The 14,980-nt window shown below is 65.8% G+C and carries 17 protein-coding genes and 1 riboswitch; of the genes, 16 read left to right on the top strand and 1 reads right to left on the bottom strand.

Annotated features, from left to right (window positions below; genetic code table 11):
- Positions 1-342 (top strand): hypothetical protein (locus tag CAG34_RS28925; protein ID WP_218191912.1); only part of this gene is annotated, 342 nt, incomplete at its 5' end.
- A 572-nt stretch (positions 343-914) separates the two neighbouring features.
- Here CAG34_RS28925 and CAG34_RS27025 read toward each other — a convergent pair.
- Positions 915-1,493 carry a hypothetical protein gene (locus CAG34_RS27025; protein WP_085593453.1) on the bottom strand — a complete coding sequence of 193 codons (579 nt, stop codon included), beginning with the start codon at positions 1,491-1,493 and terminating at the stop codon, positions 915-917.
- A 167-nt stretch (positions 1,494-1,660) separates the two neighbouring features.
- Positions 1,661-1,881: riboswitch (cobalamin riboswitch) on the top strand.
- A gap of 119 nt (positions 1,882-2,000) precedes the next feature.
- On the opposite strand from CAG34_RS27025, the gene cobO reads away from it, so the two are divergent.
- The 15 genes from cobO (at position 2,001) to CAG34_RS26955 (ending at position 14,816) form a co-directional block, all read left to right on the top strand.
- Positions 2,001-2,612, top strand: coding sequence for a cob(I)yrinic acid a,c-diamide adenosyltransferase (gene cobO, locus CAG34_RS27020; RefSeq protein ID WP_013971375.1), 612 nt, complete (start codon positions 2,001-2,003; stop codon positions 2,610-2,612).
- On the top strand, positions 2,609-3,904 hold the full coding sequence (locus CAG34_RS27015) for a cobyrinate a,c-diamide synthase (protein WP_085593451.1): 1,296 nt from the start codon (positions 2,609-2,611) through the stop codon (positions 3,902-3,904). The genes cobO and CAG34_RS27015 overlap by 4 nt, the downstream gene beginning before the upstream one ends.
- Entirely contained in the window at positions 3,901-4,551 is a 651-nt protein-coding gene (gene bluB / locus CAG34_RS27010) for a 5,6-dimethylbenzimidazole synthase (RefSeq protein WP_085593449.1), read from the top strand. Before CAG34_RS27015 ends, bluB begins: the two co-directional genes overlap by 4 nt.
- A complete protein-coding gene (cbiB, locus tag CAG34_RS27005) occupies positions 4,548-5,456 on the top strand; it encodes an adenosylcobinamide-phosphate synthase CbiB (protein WP_085593447.1) in 909 nt (302 codons plus the stop codon). The genes bluB and cbiB overlap by 4 nt, the downstream gene beginning before the upstream one ends.
- Entirely contained in the window at positions 5,449-6,441 is a 993-nt protein-coding gene (gene cobD / locus CAG34_RS27000) for a threonine-phosphate decarboxylase CobD (RefSeq protein WP_085593445.1), read from the top strand. Before cbiB ends, cobD begins: the two co-directional genes overlap by 8 nt.
- The gene (locus tag CAG34_RS26995) at positions 6,438-7,892 is read left to right on the top strand and encodes a cobyric acid synthase (protein WP_085593443.1); all 1,455 of its coding nucleotides are present in this window, start codon (positions 6,438-6,440) and stop codon (positions 7,890-7,892) included. The genes cobD and CAG34_RS26995 overlap by 4 nt, the downstream gene beginning before the upstream one ends.
- Position 7,893: 1 nt before the next feature.
- A complete protein-coding gene (gene cobU / locus CAG34_RS26990) occupies positions 7,894-8,415 on the top strand; it encodes a bifunctional adenosylcobinamide kinase/adenosylcobinamide-phosphate guanylyltransferase (protein ID WP_085593441.1) in 522 nt (173 codons plus the stop codon).
- Positions 8,412-9,467 (top strand): nicotinate-nucleotide--dimethylbenzimidazole phosphoribosyltransferase, encoded by a 1,056-nt coding sequence (gene cobT, locus CAG34_RS26985; protein ID WP_085593439.1) that lies wholly within the window; start codon positions 8,412-8,414, stop codon positions 9,465-9,467. The genes cobU and cobT overlap by 4 nt, the downstream gene beginning before the upstream one ends.
- Positions 9,464-10,030 carry a histidine phosphatase family protein gene (locus CAG34_RS26980; RefSeq protein WP_085593437.1) on the top strand — a complete coding sequence of 189 codons (567 nt, stop codon included), beginning with the start codon at positions 9,464-9,466 and terminating at the stop codon, positions 10,028-10,030. Before cobT ends, CAG34_RS26980 begins: the two co-directional genes overlap by 4 nt.
- A 1-nt stretch (position 10,031) precedes the next feature.
- The gene (locus CAG34_RS26975; protein WP_085593435.1) at positions 10,032-10,754 is read left to right on the top strand and encodes an adenosylcobinamide-GDP ribazoletransferase; all 723 of its coding nucleotides are present in this window, start codon (positions 10,032-10,034) and stop codon (positions 10,752-10,754) included.
- 342 nt (positions 10,755-11,096) lie between these two features.
- Complete coding sequence (locus tag CAG34_RS26970; protein WP_178080905.1) at positions 11,097-12,215, top strand: glycoside hydrolase family 5 protein; 1,119 nt, start codon at positions 11,097-11,099, stop codon at positions 12,213-12,215.
- A gap of 213 nt (positions 12,216-12,428) precedes the next feature.
- Positions 12,429-12,833: a MarR family winged helix-turn-helix transcriptional regulator gene (locus CAG34_RS26965; RefSeq protein ID WP_085593431.1), complete on the top strand. Its 405-nt coding sequence runs from the start codon at positions 12,429-12,431 to the stop codon at positions 12,831-12,833.
- A 63-nt stretch (positions 12,834-12,896) separates the two neighbouring features.
- Positions 12,897-14,099, top strand: coding sequence for an MFS transporter (locus CAG34_RS26960; protein WP_025338033.1), 1,203 nt, complete (start codon positions 12,897-12,899; stop codon positions 14,097-14,099).
- Complete coding sequence (locus CAG34_RS29300) at positions 14,096-14,218, top strand: hypothetical protein (RefSeq protein WP_075044023.1); 123 nt, start codon at positions 14,096-14,098, stop codon at positions 14,216-14,218. Before CAG34_RS26960 ends, CAG34_RS29300 begins: the two co-directional genes overlap by 4 nt.
- A gap of 46 nt (positions 14,219-14,264) precedes the next feature.
- On the top strand, positions 14,265-14,816 hold the full coding sequence (locus CAG34_RS26955) for a glutathione peroxidase (protein ID WP_085593428.1): 552 nt from the start codon (positions 14,265-14,267) through the stop codon (positions 14,814-14,816).
- The last annotated feature ends 164 nt before the right edge of the window (positions 14,817-14,980 follow it).

The following is a 14,980-nucleotide window of genomic DNA, read 5'->3' as shown; positions in this document are numbered from 1 at the left end:
GCGCCGGTCTTGCTCCCGGGAGTACGCGCTGCAGGCCCCATCCATGGGGCCTCAGCGCTTGACGGGCATCCATGCCCGTCACCTCCCTCCGCAAGACCTCTGCTCGGCCTCCTGAAGTCGCGAAGATCAAGATCAAGATCAAGATCAAGATCAAGATCAAGATCAAGATCAAGATCAAGATCAAGATCAAGATCAAGATCAAGAGCAAGATCAAGAGCAAGATCAAGATCAAGAGCAAGAGCAAGAGCAAGAGCAAGAGCAAGAGCAAGAGCAAGAGCAAGAGCAAGAGCAAGAGCAAGAGCAAGAGCAAGCAGGTCTGGTGGTGGCTCAATGTGCCAGTGAGATGCGCTGCTGTTGCAAAGGTGGCGTGGGGGCGAGACCAAGAATCAGATTTAACACCTTTCTTGTAGGCCGTTTCCCAAAGATACTCTTAACACCTATTCTCCGTTGCGCGCGCCAAATGCGGTCTCTAGTCTCGGCATGTCGTTGACCTTCAATGACCGGGTTAGCCGCCCGAAATCGTCAGACACCGCAGCCGAGCAATACCGAGTAATCGGCATTGGCGCCTTATGGCGGCTGTGCGTGGGGCACCTGCGGGTGCGCCGGGTGCCTGACGTCCCGGTCGGCTAACCCACGTACAGCTGCCACCATACTGTTTAGCCGCGGTCGGTGGTCGCTTCACTATGACAGGAGCCTTGAATGACCACCGAGGAATCGAAATACACAGACGGCAAAACCGGAGCCGCATATAACTGAAAGGTTTAGCAGGGGCTCTGTGGGAGCGGGCGCGCCCGCGAACACCGGCGCAGCCGGTGCCAGCCACCGCGTTGGATTCTTCGCGGGCACGCCCGCTCCCACAGAAACCACGTCGCGCTTGCTAACGCGTTCCGGTCCCGGCCCGAGCCGAAGTTGCTTCAAGCCTGCTTGAGCAACAACGCCACCCCCGGGAAATACTGCCCCAGTTCGTTGTGCAACTTGCGATAGGCATACGGGAAGTACCAGGCGATGGCACAGGCGGTATGTTTCTGCAGATCGTCGACCAGGTCCTGCAGTTCCTCGGGGCTGGCATGCTGGCCAGCCTTCCACGGGCTGATGAACAGCGCCCCTGCTTTCAACTGGCTGGGGTAGGCCACCTGGCGCGCGAGGGCGGCGGTCTGCTGCAGGGCGTCGGCCATGTCCAGCCGGGCAACTTTTGGCCAGCGCTGGCTGACACTGAGGTACAGCGCTTCATCGGCACTACTGATCGACAGGTCGCAGCGCCCTTCGTTTTCGCCTTCGTCGCGCTGCTTCTTGCCGGCAAACTGCTGCAGCGCCGCTAGTTCGGCCTGCCACGCCGCTGCGGCAAGCAGCCCGGTATTGGCCGCGGCGCCATGCCAGTAAGGTGCTTCGGCATCGCCGGTAAACTGGATGAAGCGGTCGATACAGTCGCCCCAGCGCTCCAGCACCGGGGCGAGAAACTCCAGGCGCGGGTTGTTGATGATCTGGCCTCGCATGCTGCGCTCTCCTGTTATCGTTGTGATCGCGTTCAGCTGAAAGTGATGGCTACGTGATATCACTGTATTCAGTGTGGCACAACCAGGTGAATTGGCCATTACCCGGGCGGTGCCTGTTCGACTGCAAAGCGGCCCGCTTCGATTGACGCTCCCGGTGCAACCCTCTAACCTTCGCGCGTGTTTCAGGTGCCCTGCCAGCCCCGACTGGGCAGGGTGAAACTGGGAAGCCGGTGGGTGCCAGCATGGCGCGATTCCGGCGCTGCCCCCGCAACGGTAGGTGAGTCGCGGCCGCGCAGGGCCACTGGGTGCCAGCACCCGGGAAGGCGCGCAGGCCTGGGCCAAGGCCCGCTCACAAGCCCGGAGACCGGCCTGATACTGCCAACGGCATCACGGAGGGTGATGCGCGGTGCACCGTGGCGTACGGCCACGGCCCCTGCGCGTTCTCCGTCTGCCCGCCTTTTACCTGTCGCCGCGCGTTGCCGTGGCGCCAGCCAGCGGAGAACCCTGATGAGCGAATCCACCGAACGCGACGAACGCCACCTGGCGCGCATGCAGCGCAAGAAGGCGATCATCGACGAACGCATCGCCAATTCCCCCAACGAATGCGGCCTGCTGCTGGTGCTGACCGGCAATGGCAAAGGCAAGAGCAGCTCGGCCTTCGGTATGCTCGCGCGCGCCCTGGGCCATGGCATGCAGTGCGGTGTGGTGCAGTTCATCAAGGGCCGCAACAGCACCGGCGAAGAGCTGTTCTTCCGCCGCTTCCCCGAGCAGGTGCGCTACCACGTGATGGGCGAGGGCTTTACCTGGGAAACCCAGGACCGCCAGCGCGACATTGCCGCCGCCGAAGCGGCCTGGGCCGTGTCGCGCCAGTTGCTGCAAGACCCTAGCGTGCAGTTCGTAGTGCTCGATGAACTGAACATCGCCCTCAAGCACGGCTACCTCGACCTTGACCAGGTGCTGTCCGACATCCAGGCCCGCCCACCGATGCAGCATGTGATCGTCACTGGCCGTGCCGCGAAACCCGAGATGATCGAGCTGGCCGACACCGTGACCGAGATGGGCATGCTCAAGCACGCCTTCCAGGCCGGCATCCGCGCACAGAAGGGCGTGGAACTGTGAGCCGACCGCGCCATTGCCCCGCCGTGCTGATCGCGGCACCGGCCTCTGGCCAGGGCAAGACCACCGTCACCGCCGCCCTGGCCCGCCTGCACCGCAACCTCGGGCGCAAGGTGCGGGTGTTCAAGTGCGGGCCCGACTTTCTCGACCCGATGATCCTCGAGCGGGCCAGCGGCGCGCCGGTGTACCAGCTCGACCTGTGGATGATCGGCGCCGAGGAAAGCCGCCGCCTGCTGTGGGAAGCCGCCGGCGAGGCCGACCTGATCCTGATCGAAGGGGTGATGGGGCTGTTCGACGGCACGCCGTCCAGCGCCGACCTGGCACGCCACTTCGGCGTGCCGGTGCTGGCGGTGATCGACGGCACGGCCATGGCCCAGACCTTCGGCGCCCTGGCCCTGGGCCTGGCACGCTACCAGGCGGACCTGCCATTTGCCGGTGTGTTGGCCAACCGGGTCGGCAGCCTGCGCCACGCGCAACTGCTGGAAGGTAGCCTGACCGAGGGCCTGCGCTGGTATGGCGGCTTGTCCCGCGAGCGCGGTATCGAGCTGCCCAGCCGCCACCTGGGGCTGGTCCAGGCCAGCGAACTGAACGACCTGGACGCGCGCCTGGATGCCGCTGCCGAGGCGCTTGGCGCCAGTTGCGATGCGGCCTTGCCGCCGCCAGTGACCTTTGCCGAACCCGAGCCGCAAACCAGTGCTGCCTCGTTGGCCGGTGTACGCATTGGCGTGGCGCGGGACGAGGCCTTCGCCTTCACCTATGGCGCCAACCTCGACCTGCTGCGCAACCTGGGCGCACAGCTGGAGTTCTTCTCGCCGCTGCATGACCGCGAACTGCCAGCAGTGGACAGCCTGTACCTGCCGGGCGGTTATCCCGAACTGCACCACCACGCCCTGGCCGGCAATGCGCCGATGAACGAGGCGATCCGTGCCCATCACGCCCAGGGCAAACCGTTGCTGGCCGAGTGCGGCGGCATGCTGTATCTGCTCGATGCCCTGACCGACGTGGCCGGCGAGCGTGCCGAGCTGCTCGGCCTGCTGCCGGGCGAAGCGACCATGCAGAAGCGCCTGGCTGCCCTGGCCTTGCAAGCAGTGGAACTACCGGAAGGCACCCTTCGCGGGCACACCTATCACCATTCGCTGACCACTACCGCACTGGAGCCGATCGCCCGTGGCCTGAGCCCCAATGGCGGGCGTGGCAACGAAGCGGTGTACCGCCTGGGTCGGCTGACGGCTTCCTACGTGCACTTCTACTTCCCCTCCAACCCGGATGCGGCGGCGGCGCTGTTGCGACCATGAGCGAACACGCCTACAGCGACGCCGAGCGCGCCGCGATCTACCGGGCCATCGGCGAGCGCCGTGACATGCGCCATTTCGCCGGTGGCGAGGTAGCCCCGGAACTGCTGGGCCGCCTGTTGGCTGCCGCGCACCAGGCGCCCAGCGTCGGGCTGATGCAGCCCTGGCGTTTCATCCGCATCACCCAGCGAGACCTGCGTGCGCGCATCCAGGCCTTGGTGGAAGCAGAGCGGGTGCGTACCGCCGAAGCCTTGGGCGAACGCTCCGACGCCTTCATGAAGCTGAAGGTGGAAGGCATCAACGACTGCGCCGAGTTGCTGGTGGCCGCCCTGATGGACAATCGCGAGCCGCATATCTTCGGCCGCCGCACCCTGCCGGAAATGGACCTGGCCTCGCTGGCCTGCGCCATCCAGAACCTGTGGCTGGCAGCCCGTGGCGAAGGCCTGGGCATGGGCTGGGTGTCGCTGTTCGACCCGCAGGCGCTGGCGGCGCTGCTGGGCATGCCGGCCGGGGCCAAGCCGGTCGCGGTGCTGTGCCTGGGGCCGGTGACCGAGTTCTACCCGGCACCGATGCTGGTGCTGGAAAACTGGGCCGAGGAACGGCCCTTGAGTGAAATGCTCTTTGAGAACCAATGGGGAGAGCGCCAATGAGCGTGGCCTTGCTGACTGTGGCCGGGGTGGCCCTGGATGCCTTGCTGGGCGAACCGCAGCGGCGCCATCCGCTGGTAGCCTTCGGCAACATGGCCGGTAACCTCGAGCGCCGCCTGAATGCCGGTGGGCGCGGCTGGCGCAGCCACGGGGTGAGCGCATGGTTCCTGGCCGTGGTGCCGCTTACCCTGGTGGCACTGATCCTCTCCTGGCTGCCGTATATCGGCTGGCTGGTCGACGTGCTGGCGCTGTACTGCGCCGTCGGGCTGCGCAGCCTGGGCGAACACGTGTTGCCGGTAGCCAGTGCCTTGCGCCAGGGTGACCTGCAAGAAGCGCGGCGCCGCGTGGGCTACCTGGTCAGCCGCGAAACCCGCGAACTGGACGAACCTGCGGTGGCCCGGGCGGCCACCGAGTCGGTGCTGGAGAATGGCAGCGATGCGGTATTCGCCGCGCTGTTCTGGTTCGTGGTCGCCGGCGCGCCGGGCGTGGTGCTGTACCGCCTGAGCAACACCCTGGACGCCATGTGGGGCTACCGCAACGAGCGCTTCGAACGCTTCGGCTGGTGCGCGGCGCGCGTCGACGATGTGCTCAACTATATTCCCGCCAGGCTGGTGGCGTTGACCTACGCGCTGCTGGGCAAGACGCGCCTGGCCCTGGCCTGCTGGCGCAAGCAGGGCCCGCTGTGGGACAGCCCCAATGCCGGGCCGGTGATGGCCGCCGGTGCTGGTGCGTTAGGTGTGGAACTCGGTGGCCCGGCGGTGTACCACGGCGAGCTGCATGAGCGGCCACGCCTGGGTGACGGGCCAATGGCCGACGCGGACGCCATCGAGCGCGGCTGGGGCCTGGTGCAGCGCGGCGTATGGCTGTGGCTGCTGGTGATCTGCCTGGGGGCCTATATCAATGCTTGAACACGGAGGCCGCCTGCTGCGGGCGGTACGGCAATACGGCATTGCTCGCGAGCAGTGGCTCGACTTGTCCAGCGGCATTGCGCCATGGCCTTTCCCGATTCCACCGATTCCCGTGGAGGCCTGGGCGCGCCTGCCGGAGACCGAGGACGGCCTGGAGGACGCCGCGCGTGCGTATTACGGCGCCCGCCAATTGCTGGCGGTGGCCGGTTCCCAGGCCGCGATCCAGGCATTGCCGCTGCTGCGCGCAGCCGGCCGGGTAGGGGTGTTGACGCCATGCTATGCCGAGCACCCATACGCCTGGCAACGGGCGGGGCACCAGTTGCTTGAGCTGGACGAAGCACAGGTCGAGGCGACGCTCGACAGCCTCGACGTACTGGTGCTGGTCAACCCCAACAACCCCACCGGCCGCCGGGTGCCGCGTGAACGCCTGCTGGATTGGCATACGCGCCTGGCCGCCCGCGGTGGTTGGCTGCTGGTCGACGAAGCGTTCATGGACAACACCCCGGCGCAAAGCGTGATCGATTGTGCCGAGCGCCCGGGGCTGATCGTGCTGCGCTCGTTCGGCAAGTTCTTCGGCCTGGCCGGCGTGCGCCTGGGGTTCGTTGCCGCCGAACGCAGCCTGCTGCTGCGCCTGGCCGAGTTGCTTGGGCCGTGGACCGTCAATGGCCCGACCCGGGTGCTGGCCCAGGCCAGCCTGGCCGACCACGCCGCCCAGCGTGTGCAGGTCGAACGCTGCGCTGCCGCCAGCCAGCGGCTGGCTATGCTGTTGCGCAGTGCCGGCCTGGTGCCCAGCGGTGGTTGCGACCTGTTCCAGTACGTACGCAGCGAGCACGCTGCGCAACTGCATGACTTTCTTGCCCGCCGCGGCATCCTGGTGCGGCTGTTCGAGCACCCGCCGGCGGTACGCCTTGGGCTGCCTGCCCATGCGGCGGACGAACAGCGCCTGGCCCAGGCCCTGGCGGCCTATCAGAAGGAAACGGCATGACCACCCTCATGGTGCAAGGCACCACCTCCGACGCCGGCAAGAGCACGCTGGTGACCGCACTGTGCCGCTGGCTGTTGCGCCAGGGCGTCGGCGTGGTGCCGTTCAAGCCGCAGAACATGGCGCTGAACAGCGCGGTGACCGCCGACGGCGGTGAAATCGGCCGGGCCCAGGCAGTGCAGGCCCAGGCCTGCCGGCTGCAACCGCACACCGACATGAATCCGGTGCTGCTCAAGCCCAACAGCGACACTGGGGCCCAGGTGATCATCCATGGCCGTGCCGTCACCAGCATGAACGCGGTGGCCTACCACGACTACAAGGCCATCGCCATGCAGGCGGTGCTGGCCTCGCACCAGCGCCTGAGCGCCGCCTGGCCGGTGGTCATGGTCGAAGGCGCGGGCTCGCCGGCGGAGATCAACCTGCGTGCCGGTGACATCGCCAACATGGGCTTTGCCGAAGCGGTGGACTGCCCGGTGATCCTGGTTGCCGACATCAATCGTGGTGGTGTGTTCGCCCATCTGGTCGGCACCCTGGAACTGCTGTCGCCCAGTGAGCAGGCGCGGGTAAAGGGCTTTGTCATCAACCGCTTCCGCGGCGACATCGCCTTGCTGCAGCCGGGGCTGGACTGGCTGGAGCAGCGCACCGGCAAACCGGTACTGGGCGTGCTGCCGTATGTTAACGACCTGCATCTGGAAGCCGAAGACGGCATCGACGCACGCCAGGGGGCAAAGGCCGAGCGCGTGCTCAAGGTGATCGTCCCGGTGCTGCCGCGTATCAGCAACCACACAGACTTTGACCCACTGCGCCTGCACCCCCAGGTGGACCTGCAGTTCATCGGCCCGGGCCAGCCGATCCCGGCCGCCGACCTGATCATCCTGCCGGGTTCCAAGAGTGTGCGCGGCGACCTGGCGCAACTGCGTGAGCGCGGTTGGGACAAGGCCATCGACCGGCACCTGCGCTATGGCGGCAAGCTGATCGGGATCTGCGGTGGCCTGCAGATGCTGGGCCGCGAAGTGCATGACCCGCTTGGTCTCGAAGGGGCCGCTGGCTCCAGCCCGGGGCTTGGCCTGCTCGATTACGCCACGGTGCTCGAAGCCGAGAAGCAACTGCGCAACGTTGCCGGCACGCTGAACCTGGAGGCAGTCCCGGTTGCCGGTTATGAAATTCATGCCGGCGTCACCACGGGGCCTGCCCTGGAGCAGCCAGCCGTGCAACTTGCCGATGGCCGTTGCGATGGTGCTGTCAGCGCTGATGGCCAGATACTTGCCACCTACCTGCACGGCCTGTTCGAAGGCAGCCAGTCGTGCGCGGCGCTGCTGCGCTGGGCTGGGCTGGATGATGTGCAGGCCGTCGATTACCAGGCCCTGCGCGAACGCGATATCGAGCGCCTGGCCGACCTGGTGGAAAAGCACCTGGACACCGCGCGCCTGCGCCAGCTCTGTGGGGTGGCCTGACATGCTCAACCTGATCCTCGGTGGCGCCCGCTCGGGCAAGAGCCGCCTGGCCGAACAGCTGGCCAGCGCCAGTGGCCTGCCGGTGACCTATATCGCCACCAGCCAGCCGCTGGATGGTGAAATGAACCAACGCGTGCTGCTGCACCGCCAGCGTCGCCCTAATGACTGGGGGCTGATCGAAGAACCCCTGGCCCTGGCCTCGGTACTGCGCGCCGAAGCGGCCGAAGGGCGCTGCCTGCTGGTGGATTGCCTGACCCTGTGGCTGACCAACCTGCTGATGCTCGAAGACGACCAGCGCCTGGCCGAGGAGCGTGATGCGCTGCTGGCCTGCCTGGAACAGTTGCCGGGCACGGTCATTCTGGTCAGTAACGAAACCGGCCTGGGCGTCGTGCCCATGGGCGAGCTGACCCGGCGCTATGTCGACCTGGCCGGCTGGCTGCACCAGGCCGTGGCCGAACGCTGTCAGCGCGTGGTGCTGACCGTGGCCGGCCTGCCCCTAATGCTCAAAGGACCTGCACTATGACCCAAGCCTGGTGGCGTGACGCCTGCCAACCCCTCGACAACGCCGCCATGGACCAGGCCCGCGCCCGTCAGCAGCAGCTGACCAAACCTGCCGGTTCGCTCGGCCAACTGGAAGGTTTGGCCATTCAGCTGGCCGGCCTGCAGGGGTGTGAACGGCCGACCTTGGATAACGCCGCAATCAGCATTTTTGCCGGTGACCACGGTGTGGTCGAGGAAGGTATCTCGGCCTACCCGCAAGCGGTGACCGGGCAGATGCTGCGCAACTTCGTCGGTGGTGGCGCGGCAATCAGCGTGCTGGCGCGCCAGCTGCAGGCAAGCCTGGAAGTGGTCGACCTGGGCACCATCGACCCGCACCTGGAACTGCCTGGCGTGCGCCATCTGCGCCTGGGCGCTGGTACCGCCAACTTCGCCCGCCAGCCAGCAATGACCGAGAGCCAACTGCAGGCCGCACTGCAGGCTGGTCGCGATAGTGCCCTGCGCGCCGCCGAACAGGGCGCGCAGCTGTTCATCGGTGGCGAGATGGGTATTGGCAACACCTCGGCTGCCGCTGCCTTGGCTAGCGTCCTGCTGGGCTGCCCGCCGGCTGAGTTGAGTGGCCCGGGTACCGGCCTGGACCACGCCGGGGTGCGGCACAAGGCCGAGGTCATCGAACGGGCGCTGAGCCTGCATGGCCTGAGCGCCAACGATCCATTGCAGGCACTGGGTTGTGTCGGTGGTTTCGAGATCGCGGCCCTGGCCGGTGCCTACATCGGCTGTGCGCAGGCGGGTATCGCGGTGCTGGTAGACGGCTTCATCTGCAGTGTCGCCGCGCTGCTGGCGGTGCGCCTCAACCCGCAGTGCCGGGCCTGGTTGCTGTTCGCCCACCAAGGCGCAGAACCCGGGCACAAAGCCTTGCTCGACGCGTTGCAGGCCGAGCCGTTGCTGGCCCTGGGCCTGCGCCTGGGCGAGGGCAGTGGGGCTGCCCTGGCCGTACCGCTGTTGCGCCTGGCCTGTGCGCTGCACGGGCAGATGGCGACCTTCGCCGAGGCTGCGGTGGCGGACCGCCCGGCATGATCCTCGACCTGCTGCGCCATGGCGAAACGGAACAGGGCGGCCTGCGTGGCAGCCTTGATGATGCCTTGACCGACAAGGGCTGGGCGCAGATGCGTGGCGCCGTGGCCGAAGCCGGCCCGTGGGAGGTGCTGGTCAGTTCGCCGCTGCAGCGCTGTGCGCGTTTTGCCGAGGAACTGGGCGAGCGGCTGAACCTGCCGATACAGCGCGAAGCGGCGTTGCAGGAGCTGCATTTTGGCGACTGGGAAGGCCGTAGTGCGGCGCAGATCATGGAAGACCAGGCGGACGCGCTGGGGCGCTTCTGGGCGGACCCTTACGCGTTTACACCGCCCAATGGCGAGCCGGTCGAGGCGTTCGCCGAGCGTGTGCTGGCGGCTGTCGAGCGCCTGAGCCATCAGCATGCTGGCAAGCGTGTGCTGCTGGTCACCCATGGCGGCGTGATGCGGTTGCTGCTGGCCCGTGCCCGTGGTTTGCCGAGGGCGCAGTTGCTGCAGGTCGAAGTCGGCCACGCTGCGCTGATGCGATTGGTGCCGGGTGACGACGGCCAGTTGGTCGAGGGACGCTGAAATGTTGCCGTTGTGGATTGCCTTGCAGTTTCTCAGCAGCCTGCCGGTGAGTCTGCCGGGCATGCCGGCGCCGCGCGAGGTGGGGCGCTCGCTGCTCTGCTACCCGCTGGTCGGGTTGCTGTTCGGCCTGTTGCTGTGGCTGGCCAGCCACCTGCTGGAGGGCACGCCGACACCGCTGCACGCGGCCCTGCTGCTGACGTTGTGGGTGTTGCTCAGTGGCGCCTTGCATCTGGATGGCCTGGCGGACAGCGCCGACGCTTGGCTGGGTGGTTTCGGTGACCGCGAACGCACCCTGCTGATCATGAAAGACCCGCGTAGCGGGCCGATTGCCGTGGTGACCCTGGTGCTGGTGCTGTTGCTGAAGTTCTGCGCGTTGTGGGTGCTGGTCGAGCAGGGCATTGGCGCGCAGTTGCTACTGGCACCGTTGATCGGGCGGGCGGCGATGCTTGGGTTGTTCCTGAGTACGCCTTATGTACGGCAGGGTGGTTTGGGGCAAGCGCTGGCCGAGCACCTGCCCCGGCATACGGCCGGCTGGGTGCTGCTGGGCTGTGTGCTTTTTTGCCTGGTCCTGGGCGGGTGGGTCGTGGTGCTGGCGTTGGCGGTGTTTGCCTGGTTGCGACAACTGATGTGCCGGCGCCTGGGCGGGACTACCGGCGATACCGCTGGTGCAATGCTGGAGTTGCTCGAACTGGCCGTGGTGCTGGGGTTGGCGTTGGGCCTCTGAGCCTTGCTCTGGACCCTGTAGGAGCAGCCTTGTGTCGCGAAAGGGCTGCAAAGCAGCCCCACGATTTCAGCGTTAGAGCATAAATTGCCGGGGCTGCTTTGCAGCCCTTTCGCGACACAAGGCCGCTCCTACAAGTGACCGCGCAAGCAGGATGTTTCTGTAGGGCGTTTCTGAGCCTAACGTGTCGGTAAATTCCTGAAAAACTCAGCGAGAACCGGCATCTTTTCACTGGCGTATGCTTGCCCCTCCCGCAAACTGTCGAGGAGTGTCGGCACCATGCGTCATGTCATTCTCGCTGCGTTTTTGCTGGCCATGGGGCCTGCTGCCATGGCAGCCGATCTCATGGCTTTCTGGAACACCCCCCGCCACGGTGGCAACAGCTTCAACCGGCTGCCGCCTGATCAAGCCTACTTCGACGCCTTGAGCGGTTATGGCGCGACCTGGGTGCGGCTGTCCTACGACAAATGGCAGCCGGCGGAACGCGACTTCCTCCTCGGCGATGCCGATGCCTACCAAGGCCTGCCTGCGGCTGACCTGGCCAAGCTGCGAGCCACCCTCGACCGCGCCCATCAGGCCGGCCTCAAGGTGGTCATCGCACCGCTCTCGCTACCCGGCATGCGCTGGTCGCAAAACAACCAGGGCCAGTTCGACGACCGCCTCTGGCAGGACAAACGCTACTGGTTGCAGGCTGAGGCCTTCTGGCGGGATCTGGCCCGTGAGCTGAAAGGTCACCCGGCCATCGCAGCCTACAACCTGATCAACGAGCCTGCGCCGGAGAAACAAGGTGGCCTGGCCGAGCATGCCGACCCTGGGCAAATGCAGCAGTGGTATGCACGGCAGCAGGGCAGTGCGCGTGATCTGCCGGCCCTGTATCGGCAGTTGATAGCGGCCATTCGCGAGGAGGACGCGGACACGCCGGTCATGCTCGATGCCGGCTGGTTCGCCGCCGCCGACGCCTTCGGTTACTGGCCGGCACCTCTGGAAGACCAGCGAGTGCTGTACAGCGTGCACATGTACGAACCCTATCTGGTGACCAGTGCACCGAACATGACGCGCAAGCAACCCATCGCCTATCCCGGCCCGGCACCGTTCGCGGGGCAGACGCAGCAGTGGGATGGCCAGCGTGTGGCGCAATACCTGCGCCAGCCGCTGGACTGGGCCGCGGCCATGAACGTGCCTCGCTCGCGGTTGGTGGTGGGCGAGTTCGGCTGTATGCGCAGGCTGCCGGGCTGCCGGCAATACCTGGAAGACGTGCTCAGCGTGCTGGATCGCCACCGGTTGCACTGGGCCTTCTACAGCTTCCGGGAAGATAACTGGGACGGCATGGACTACGAACTGGGCTCGGCCAAGGTGCCGTGGCGCTATTGGCAGGCAATCGAGCAGGGCGCTCCAGACCCGCTGGTGCGCAAGGCTACAGTAGAGTTCGAGCCGATTCGCCGGCGCTTGAACCGGGTTAAGTAATTGGGGGCCGCTTTGCGGCCCATCGCCGGCAAGCCAGTTCCCACAGGTACAGCGTTGCTCTCGAGGTTGTCGCTGTACCTGTGGGAGCTGGCTTGCCGGCGATGGGCTGCGTAGCAGCCCCATTAACGCTATCTGACAGGCATCAGGGCTGAGGGGCGTCGGTAATCGTGAAATCTCTTGCAACACACATGACGCGGGTATATACACGTATCCATGTTGACCAGTGAATGCATCTGCACCCATCTGCGTCGTGCTGCCCGTGGGGTGAGCCGGCATTACGACGAGGCCCTTGCCGGCTTCGGGGTCAATGTCGCCCAGTTTTCCCTGTTGCGTCATCTGCAGCGCCTCGATCGCCCCAGTATCACCACCCTGGCGGAGGCCATGGGCCTGGAACGTAGTACCCTGGGCCGCAACCTGCGGGTGCTGGAGGCTGAAGGGCTGGTGGCCTTGGCCGATGGTGACGATCAGCGCAACCGCGTGGTGCTGCTGACCGAGGCCGGTACCCAGCTGCTGCGCACTGCCCATCCGGCCTGGGAACAGGCTCAGGCCGAACTGGTGGAGCGGCTGGGGGCAGGGCAGCGGGATGAACTGGTGCGTTTGCTGAACCAGCTGGCTTGATTTGATACGACTATAAGCGGGTATATACCCGTAAAACCTTGCGATGTGCTGGAGATAACGACAATGACTTCGGTGTGGCGAACCAGCGGGTGGGTATTGGTGGGGGCAGCGCTGATCCTGGCGCTATCCCTGGGTGTACGGCACGGCTTTGGCCTGTTCCTGGCGCCTATGAGCGCCGACTTCGGCTGGGGGCGTGAGGTGTTCGCCTTCGCCATTGCCTTGCAGAACCTGATCTGGGGGTTGGCGCAACCGTTCGCCGGCGCCCTGGCCGACCGCATGGGCGCGGCGCGGGTGGTGATCATTGGCGGTATTCTCTACGCTGCCGGGTTGGTGCTGATGGGCATGGCCGACTCGGCCTGGTCGTTGTCGCTGAGTGCCGGCTTGCTGATCGGCATCGGCCTGTCCGGCACCTCGTTCTCGGTCATCCTCGGCGTGGTCGGGCGTGCCGTGCCGGCGGAGAAGCGCAGCATGGCCATGGGCATTGCCAGCGCTGCCGGTTCTTTCGGCCAGTTCGCCATGTTGCCGGGCACCCTCGGCCTGATCCAGTGGCTGGGCTGGTCCGCAGCGTTGCTGGTACTGGGCCTGATGGTGGCGCTGATCGTGCCCTTCGTCGGCCTGCTGCGCGACCGGCCGCTGCCCACCCATGGTGCCGAACAGACCCTGGGTCAGGCCTTGCGCGAGGCGTGCTCGCACTCCGGCTTCTGGTTGCTGGCGCTGGGCTTTTTCGTTTGTGGTTTCCAGGTGGTGTTCATTGGCGTGCACCTGCCGGCCTACCTGGTCGACCAGCACCTGGCCGCGACCACCGGCACAACGGTGCTGGCGCTGGTAGGCCTGTTCAATATCGTCGGTACCTTCACCGCTGGCTGGCTGGGCGGGCGCATGTCCAAGCCGCGCCTGCTGACCGGGCTGTACCTGCTGCGTGCGGTAGTGATCGTGCTGTTCCTCTGGGCGCCGGTGACTGAAGTCAGCGCTTACCTGTTCGGCATCGCCATGGGCCTGCTGTGGTTGTCCACGGTGCCGTTGACCAACGGCACGGTGGCCACTGTGTTCGGCGTGCGCAACCTGTCCATGCTTGGCGGTATCGTCTTCCTGTTCCACCAGCTGGGCGCCTTCCTGGGCGGCTGGTTGGGCGGGGTGGTGTATGACCGCACCGGCAGCTACGACCTGGTCTGGCAGATTTCCATCCTGCTCAGCCTGCTGGCTGCCGCCCTCAACTGGCCCGTGCGCGAACGCCCGGTCGCCCGCCTGCAGGCCCAGGCCGCATGAACCGCTACCTGGCTCGAGGGCTACTGGCCGTCGCCGCCCTGTTGCTGTTGGCGCTGGTGTGGTGGGGCTGGCACAAGGGTGGGATGGCGCTGATGCAGCTGGGCATGAGTGTTTGTTAGGCGCTACCCTGCAAGTTCAGGGATTGTCTTGCGGGAGAAACGAGTCATGCGTGCACATTGGTTGATGGTGCCGGTGCTGGCCCTGCTTGCCGGCGCATCGAGCTGGGCTGCCGATTGCCCGGCGTTGTTGCAGGGTAGCCTGCCAGAGTTGCGGGGCAAGGGGCAGGTGGACCTGTGCCAGCGCTTTGCCGGCAAGCCGCTGGTGGTGGTCAACACGGCCAGTTACTGCGGTTTTGCGCCGCAGTTCGAGGGGCTTGAGGCGGCATACAAGGAATATCACGAGCAAGGCCTGGAAATGCTTGGCGTGCCGTCCAATGACTTCAAGCAGGAGGACGCCGATAGCGAAAAGACTGCCAAGGTTTGTTATGCCAACTATGGCGTCACCTTTACCATGACCAAGACACAGGCGGTTCGGGGCGCGGATGCGATACCGCTGTTCGCGGAACTGGCCAGCCAGAGCAGTGCGCCGAAGTGGAATTTCTACAAGTACGTGGTAGACCGCAAGGGCAAGGTGATTGGTAACTTTTCCAGCCTGACCAAGCCGGATGATCCAGCGTTCCGGGCAGCCATCGAAAAGGCCATTGCCTCCCAGCCATAACCTGGCTGCTCTTGCTCTTGCTCCTGCTCCTGCTCCTGCTTCGGCTTTTGCTTCTAAGCGCGCGATAGTTCAGGCGCCGCCGATTGCGACTTCAGGAGGCCGAGCGAAGGGACTGCGGAGGGAGGTGACGGGCATGGATGCCCGTCAAGCGCTGAGGCCCCATG

The sequence above is a fragment of the Pseudomonas sp. B14(2017) genome (assembly GCF_002113255.1).
Classification (GTDB): Bacteria; Pseudomonadota; Gammaproteobacteria; order Pseudomonadales; family Pseudomonadaceae; genus Aquipseudomonas; species Aquipseudomonas putida_Z.
This window is presented reverse-complemented; position numbering and strand designations above follow the sequence as displayed.

Coding starts and splice junctions, on each gene's coding strand:
- CAG34_RS27025 (WP_085593453.1), bottom strand. CDS start 1,493: ATGCGAGGCCAGATCATCAACAACCCGCGCCTGGAGTTTCTCGCCCCG.
- cobO (WP_013971375.1), top strand. CDS start 2,001: ATGAGCGAATCCACCGAACGCGACGAACGCCACCTGGCGCGCATGCAG.
- bluB (WP_085593449.1), top strand. CDS start 3,901: ATGAGCGAACACGCCTACAGCGACGCCGAGCGCGCCGCGATCTACCGG.
- cbiB (WP_085593447.1), top strand. CDS start 4,548: ATGAGCGTGGCCTTGCTGACTGTGGCCGGGGTGGCCCTGGATGCCTTG.
- cobD (WP_085593445.1), top strand. CDS start 5,449: ATGCTTGAACACGGAGGCCGCCTGCTGCGGGCGGTACGGCAATACGGC.
- CAG34_RS26995 (WP_085593443.1), top strand. CDS start 6,438: ATGACCACCCTCATGGTGCAAGGCACCACCTCCGACGCCGGCAAGAGC.
- cobU (WP_085593441.1), top strand. CDS start 7,894: ATGCTCAACCTGATCCTCGGTGGCGCCCGCTCGGGCAAGAGCCGCCTG.
- cobT (WP_085593439.1), top strand. CDS start 8,412: ATGACCCAAGCCTGGTGGCGTGACGCCTGCCAACCCCTCGACAACGCC.
- CAG34_RS26980 (WP_085593437.1), top strand. CDS start 9,464: ATGATCCTCGACCTGCTGCGCCATGGCGAAACGGAACAGGGCGGCCTG.
- CAG34_RS26975 (WP_085593435.1), top strand. CDS start 10,032: ATGTTGCCGTTGTGGATTGCCTTGCAGTTTCTCAGCAGCCTGCCGGTG.
- CAG34_RS26970 (WP_178080905.1), top strand. CDS start 11,097: ATGGCTTTCTGGAACACCCCCCGCCACGGTGGCAACAGCTTCAACCGG.
- CAG34_RS26965 (WP_085593431.1), top strand. CDS start 12,429: ATGTTGACCAGTGAATGCATCTGCACCCATCTGCGTCGTGCTGCCCGT.
- CAG34_RS26960 (WP_025338033.1), top strand. CDS start 12,897: ATGACTTCGGTGTGGCGAACCAGCGGGTGGGTATTGGTGGGGGCAGCG.
- CAG34_RS29300 (WP_075044023.1), top strand. CDS start 14,096: ATGAACCGCTACCTGGCTCGAGGGCTACTGGCCGTCGCCGCCCTGTTG.
- CAG34_RS26955 (WP_085593428.1), top strand. CDS start 14,265: ATGCGTGCACATTGGTTGATGGTGCCGGTGCTGGCCCTGCTTGCCGGC.